Genomic DNA, 4,756 nt, shown 5'->3' with positions numbered 1-4,756 from the left:
TATAGCCTTCACGTTTCAGTTTTTGCCAGACTTTACGTACACCATACCGACCTGAACTTTCCTTCCAAATTCGTTTAATCTCCTCAGCATGATGCAAGTCATGTAAATCTCGCTTTGCTCGATGTTCTGGATTTTCACAGAGATCTAGAGTCCGGTAATAGGTTGAAGGTGCGATCGGTAAAATTCTACAAATCGCCTCGACTCCGTACAGCTCTTTATTATTATGGATAAAATCCACCATTATTTGTGTGGGCGGTCGAGCTCCGCCTGGGCGAAAAAAGCGGCTGCTTTACGTAGAATTTCATTGGCGCGTTGCAGTTCTTTATTTTCGCGTTCGAGTTGTTTGATACGTTCTTGGTCTGAAAGCTGCTGTACTTTAACTGGATTTTGTTTATCTAAATATTTTTGATACCAAACACGTAGTGTTTCAGGAGTACAACCCTTGCGCAGTATACTGCTCAGGGAGCAATAGCGGTGATCGCAGCCCAATTCGATGGATAATCTTTCTCGGATTCAATCAATAATTGAACCGCTCTTTCTCTGATTTCAGGGGTATATTTTACTTTTTTCATCGGGACATTCTCTCAGAAAGCTTGGTCTCCGACAAACCCGGTACGGTTCAAGGTGAGATTTCTAAAATATATGTAGACAAAAATTCAATCAAAACAGCACCAAATAATAATGATATTAGATATTTTTCTATAAAAGAAGTTCACTCAAATCCTAAAAATAATGTAGTGAAAAATAATTTAGCGATTGAATGTTCACAAGGTCTTTTCTTGAGCCCATTTACTAATCAATGGGAACCTATTTTTCAAAGAGGCTATATTATTGGTACTCTAAAAACCTATGAATATTATAGCTATACAACTGTTTGCGATGATGTCAGAGGAAAATATTCTAATAACATTATTATTAATACAAACAGAATTGGATTTTAATAATAGCCTAAGCAGAACAAGCTTCTCAAAAGCTCTTCTATAAAAATATAAAAACCTATAAAAGCAAAAGCACATGCTCTCAACTTCTCAACTCGTTACCCAAGCGTCGCACTTCGTGCTTTGGCTTTGGTGAACGGTTGAGAGAGTTTCGGCAATACTCTCCCTAAAGGCGGTCATTTAAAAAAATGACACATCCTTTAAGTATTGCCGATTTACCGCATATTCTTTTGGCTTCGGAGCCACGTATATCGGTCGTATCCGCACATAGCTTTGCAGACTATGCAGACAAGGACTAAAGGTCTTGCACCTTCTCCCACGCGCTCCCTGTCGAAGTATGGCGGTATCTCTGCGAGGGTTTCCCCAACATGCAACTTAACCAACCTATACAGCTACTCTTAACGCTCCGCTTTTGTGAGATTCCCCTGTAGCGGTTTAGCCTTTCGACTATCGCTACGTTGCACCAGTGACACTTATTCCCTCCACATGCAACGCATGCCAATCCCTAAAACGGACACGCAGAAGCAGGCAAAGCTCGATCTATGATGCTTATTTGATGATTTAAAACACGGATTAACGAAGACTTATCATTTTGAGACTTGATCTAAACACTGTTTATTGTGAAAATAGAGTTCAGGTACCAGCCTTTGGTGAAATCATAACGGTCGCCAAACCTTATGATCTTCGTTATTCGATGGGTTAACATCAAATAACTGCGTACCGTAGAATTTACTGGAAAACCCCTCTAAGTTGCAAGGCTTAGGGGGGATTTTCTTTATAATTTACAATTACAAATTTACTTATCCTTATTTAAAGCAAATTTTCGCTTCTTAATCACAGTAATTGACTTTTCTTGTGAAGCTATATTTTGCTGAATAGCTACCTGCTTCATTTTTACTGGTAAAGTAATCTTTTCATCAGATTTGGGGCTAGATTCTTTAGGCTTTGAATCTGTTGGCTTTTGCAAAGTTGCTTCTTTATTTTTAATTTTTATATAAATTTTATGTACGACCGTATTGTGTTCTTTGATCTCCTTATTTTTACTCTTTATTTTTTTATATTGTTCTTTAAAGGGCGTTATAAAATTCTTAACCGTTGATAGCAGTACAGCTTCATCAGAGTGTATATCTGCTAATGTCTTTGGTGTTTCACTTTGTACAAAATCAATAAAATGTAAGGGAAATTTTTCAATAATCTCTGGAGTAGCAAAACTAACAAAATGATATCCGTGATAAGAAATTACAGCGTAATTTGTATCCTGTTTAATCGGATGTTTGATATATCCCTTTACTGTCGCTTCTCCTTGATCCAATAGCTTTTTTAGATAGAAATCCTTGATATGATTCTCTAAAACTCTACTTTTTCTATAAAAATTAATCTTATTGTTAATCTCTTCTCGCTCTTCTATTTCATCAACAATATCTAACTTATGACTAAATTCAACAAATTGAGCATGATGATATTCAGCAAGTTTAGAAGTCCAAATTAAGATTTGTCCAAGATTATCAGGCTTAATAATCTCAATATCGTTGAAATCAAGTTTTTTTATTAGTGCAAGTTCTTCATGCTTGAACTCTTTTCTTTCCAAACTTGAATGTTTCAACATAACAACTTCCTTAACCACGGCGTATCCTTCAAAAACTATAAAGTAAAAGCTCATTTGGTATGAATACCAAATGAGCTTTCTAATTAATCAATCAAACATTAAAACAAAAAAGGGAGGTCATACCTAATTAAGTACGTTTCAATGCCATAATATGGCGAACCATATCGTTAATATGTTGTTTTGTTTCATTATCTTGTGAACCTAACCATGTCACCACATCAGCATCAAAAGCCTTTGCTTGAGCGATGGCGTGACGTTCCTGTAATTTTTTCACAAAACTAGGTTTAACCAATGGGGCATTGGTAGGATCAAAATTTTTATAGCGTTCTAATTCATTTTGCATTGCTGTACCTCCGCTTTTGGTGATGTGATGGTTCAAATGCAGTGATTATTCTCGCAACATCTCCACGTTCAACCCAAACCACTGTTAATAGTCTACCACGATTGCTTAAACCGACTGATATTAGTCGTTGTTCGTCATAGTGTCCTACATCATCAAAAGACATCAATGCAGGATCAAGGAAAATACTACAGACTTCTTCGAACGTAATTTCACGCCCTCTGTAGACTAAATCCATTTTTTGGTCATGCCATTCAAATAACAAGCCGTAATATTCAATCAATGGCATGATTACCCCTTTTCCTCTCGTAGAATTGAAATTAAGTAAGAATTTTCTTTTAGCATAAGAAATATTCTTATTATTTTGGGTCTATGACACAAAAATCGCCATTTTTTCCATATCCGCACTGCTTTTTCATCACTCGGACACACGGTTTAGATTCTCCATCAACTTTACAACTTCCAATATCAAACTGGATGCCTTGCTGTCTCAGGCTCTCGATCTGCGGGATATTGCCTAAAGGTTTGATATAAACACTAAACAGCCAAATGATACCAAGCATCAGAATGGCAAAGATGCCTAGAACAATGGTAATGAGCTTCCATGACAACTGATCACGGGCTGATTCAATTGAATTATTCAAGCGTCCAAGTGCTTTAGCGGTCTTAATAAGCTCCGCTGTACCCTCCTGTAAGCCCGTATTTAGCGATTTTGATACAGTATGGTGGGTCTGCCCAGCAATAGTGCTTTGAATGTGTTCTTTCGTGATTTGAAGCTCTTTAACGGCCTGATTGACGAGGTTCTGCTGTTGTTCTGCAACTGCCATTAGTGCATATAGCTTTTTTTCATCAGGTGTCATCGGCTCATCCCTCTAAACTTCATTGTTTTCTGTTGCTCTCTTTCTAATTTCTGCTGTTGTTTGTACTGTTCCAAAGCAAGCTGTTTAAAGCTGTCAAAATCAGCCTTAAAGCTCTCAATACCCTGTTTAATTTCTTTGTCTGAAATTGGGCTGTTTTTGAGGTCTTTCAGGTCTTGTTTGGGGTCGCCTAAGTCTAGTCGCTCAAGCTCTTTATAGGCTGTACGTGATTGTTGTAGGGCTTCCCTAATTTCAGGGTCTTTGGCTTGGCTTGGTAACAGTTTCTTTTCGGGTTCTTTCTCTATGCCTTGCTCTTTGTAGCTTCGCATATCAATACGGCTATCAATTTGATGTTTTTCTAAATGGCTGTTGCATAAATCCGCCCATCTTTGGCGTAGGTCTTTAATATCAATTTTTCGTTCCTGGTAACTCTTGCCTGTATTGTCTTTTTTAGCTCCGCCACGTTCAGGATTTTTGCTGTTATAGCGTTTGAAATATTGCTCTGGATCTCGTTCGATTCCATCTTGCAGACGTTCATTAAACATGAGATGCACGTGGGGCTGATCGTTGCCGTCCATTGCTTTAGGGTTATGAATCGCAAACTGATATGGATATTTTGAGCCGATCTCGGACTGAATGAACTCCTCAACCAGTTCTAGACGTTGTTTGGCATTCATCTCTCTAGGCAGGGCAATTTCATATTCTCGATAGGTACTGCCATTTTTGCGCTCGTAAAGGTCGGCTGCTTCCCAAAAGGTAATCGGATTATGTTCAGCCCATTTCGGCATATTCCCATAGGCACTATGTTCAAGGTCGGTTTCTGCCTGTTCTTGTTTCAGCTTTTTTTCTTCATCCCGATCAATATATTCGGCATGCGGTGCTGCTTTACCTGCCTTACCGACTTTGACACTTAAACGAGCAATCGCCATTAGGTCTTATCCTGTTCCTTTTTTCGGTTACGTTCTTTTTTAAACGCTCTTTGATCAAGTATCGAAGCCCACATCATAATGATGAT

General features: G+C 38.1%; 6 protein-coding genes, 1 pseudogene and 1 other annotated feature. Of the genes and pseudogenes, 1 reads left to right on the top strand and 6 read right to left on the bottom strand.

The features are described 5' to 3' along the window. A pseudogene (locus tag FTV42_RS15590) lies at positions 1 to 572 on the bottom strand (IS3 family transposase); the annotation flags it as partial. Beyond that, positions 167 to 283: a sequence feature (AL1L pseudoknot), on the bottom strand. Its footprint overlaps the pseudogene before it by 117 nt. Here FTV42_RS15590 and FTV42_RS15585 point away from each other — a divergent pair. Continuing rightward, on the top strand, positions 525 to 941 hold the full coding sequence (locus FTV42_RS15585) for a hypothetical protein (RefSeq protein ID WP_163169825.1): 417 nt from the start codon (positions 525 to 527) through the stop codon (positions 939 to 941). The pseudogene FTV42_RS15590 and the gene FTV42_RS15585 overlap by 48 nt on opposite strands. 793 nt (positions 942 to 1,734) lie before the next feature. Here FTV42_RS15585 and FTV42_RS15580 read toward each other — a convergent pair. The 5 genes from FTV42_RS15580 to FTV42_RS15560 form a co-directional block, all read right to left on the bottom strand. Continuing rightward, positions 1,735 to 2,544, bottom strand: coding sequence for a hypothetical protein (locus FTV42_RS15580; RefSeq protein ID WP_108091266.1), 810 nt, complete (start codon positions 2,542 to 2,544; stop codon positions 1,735 to 1,737). 127 nt (positions 2,545 to 2,671) lie between these two features. Beyond that, on the bottom strand, positions 2,672 to 2,887 hold the full coding sequence (locus FTV42_RS15575) for a hypothetical protein (protein ID WP_042087985.1): 216 nt from the start codon (positions 2,885 to 2,887) through the stop codon (positions 2,672 to 2,674). After that, positions 2,877 to 3,173, bottom strand: coding sequence for a BrnT family toxin (locus tag FTV42_RS15570; protein WP_042087986.1), 297 nt, complete (start codon positions 3,171 to 3,173; stop codon positions 2,877 to 2,879). The genes FTV42_RS15575 and FTV42_RS15570 overlap by 11 nt, the downstream gene beginning before the upstream one ends. A 70-nt stretch (positions 3,174 to 3,243) precedes the next feature. Beyond that, a complete protein-coding gene (locus FTV42_RS15565; protein ID WP_068550831.1) occupies positions 3,244 to 3,744 on the bottom strand; it encodes a hypothetical protein in 501 nt (166 codons plus the stop codon). Continuing rightward, positions 3,741 to 4,670, bottom strand: a complete 930-nt coding sequence (locus FTV42_RS15560) for a MobA/MobL family protein (protein WP_119065094.1) — start codon at positions 4,668 to 4,670, stop codon at positions 3,741 to 3,743. Before FTV42_RS15560 ends, FTV42_RS15565 begins: the two co-directional genes overlap by 4 nt. Positions 4,671 to 4,756: the final 86 nt, after the last annotated feature.

The sequence above is a fragment of the Acinetobacter sp. YH16052 genome (assembly GCF_013417155.1).
Lineage (GTDB): Bacteria > Pseudomonadota > Gammaproteobacteria > Pseudomonadales > Moraxellaceae > Acinetobacter.
This window is presented reverse-complemented; position numbering and strand designations above follow the sequence as displayed.

Excerpts from the sequence above, each read along its gene's own strand:
- FTV42_RS15580 (WP_108091266.1), bottom strand. The coding sequence starts at position 2,544 with ATGTTGAAACATTCAAGTTTGGAAAGAAAAGAGTTCAAGCATGAAGAA.
- FTV42_RS15560 (WP_119065094.1), bottom strand. The coding sequence starts at position 4,670 with ATGGCGATTGCTCGTTTAAGTGTCAAAGTCGGTAAGGCAGGTAAAGCA.
- FTV42_RS15575 (WP_042087985.1), bottom strand. The coding sequence starts at position 2,887 with ATGCAAAATGAATTAGAACGCTATAAAAATTTTGATCCTACCAATGCC.
- FTV42_RS15565 (WP_068550831.1), bottom strand. The coding sequence starts at position 3,744 with ATGACACCTGATGAAAAAAAGCTATATGCACTAATGGCAGTTGCAGAA.
- FTV42_RS15570 (WP_042087986.1), bottom strand. The coding sequence starts at position 3,173 with ATGCCATTGATTGAATATTACGGCTTGTTATTTGAATGGCATGACCAA.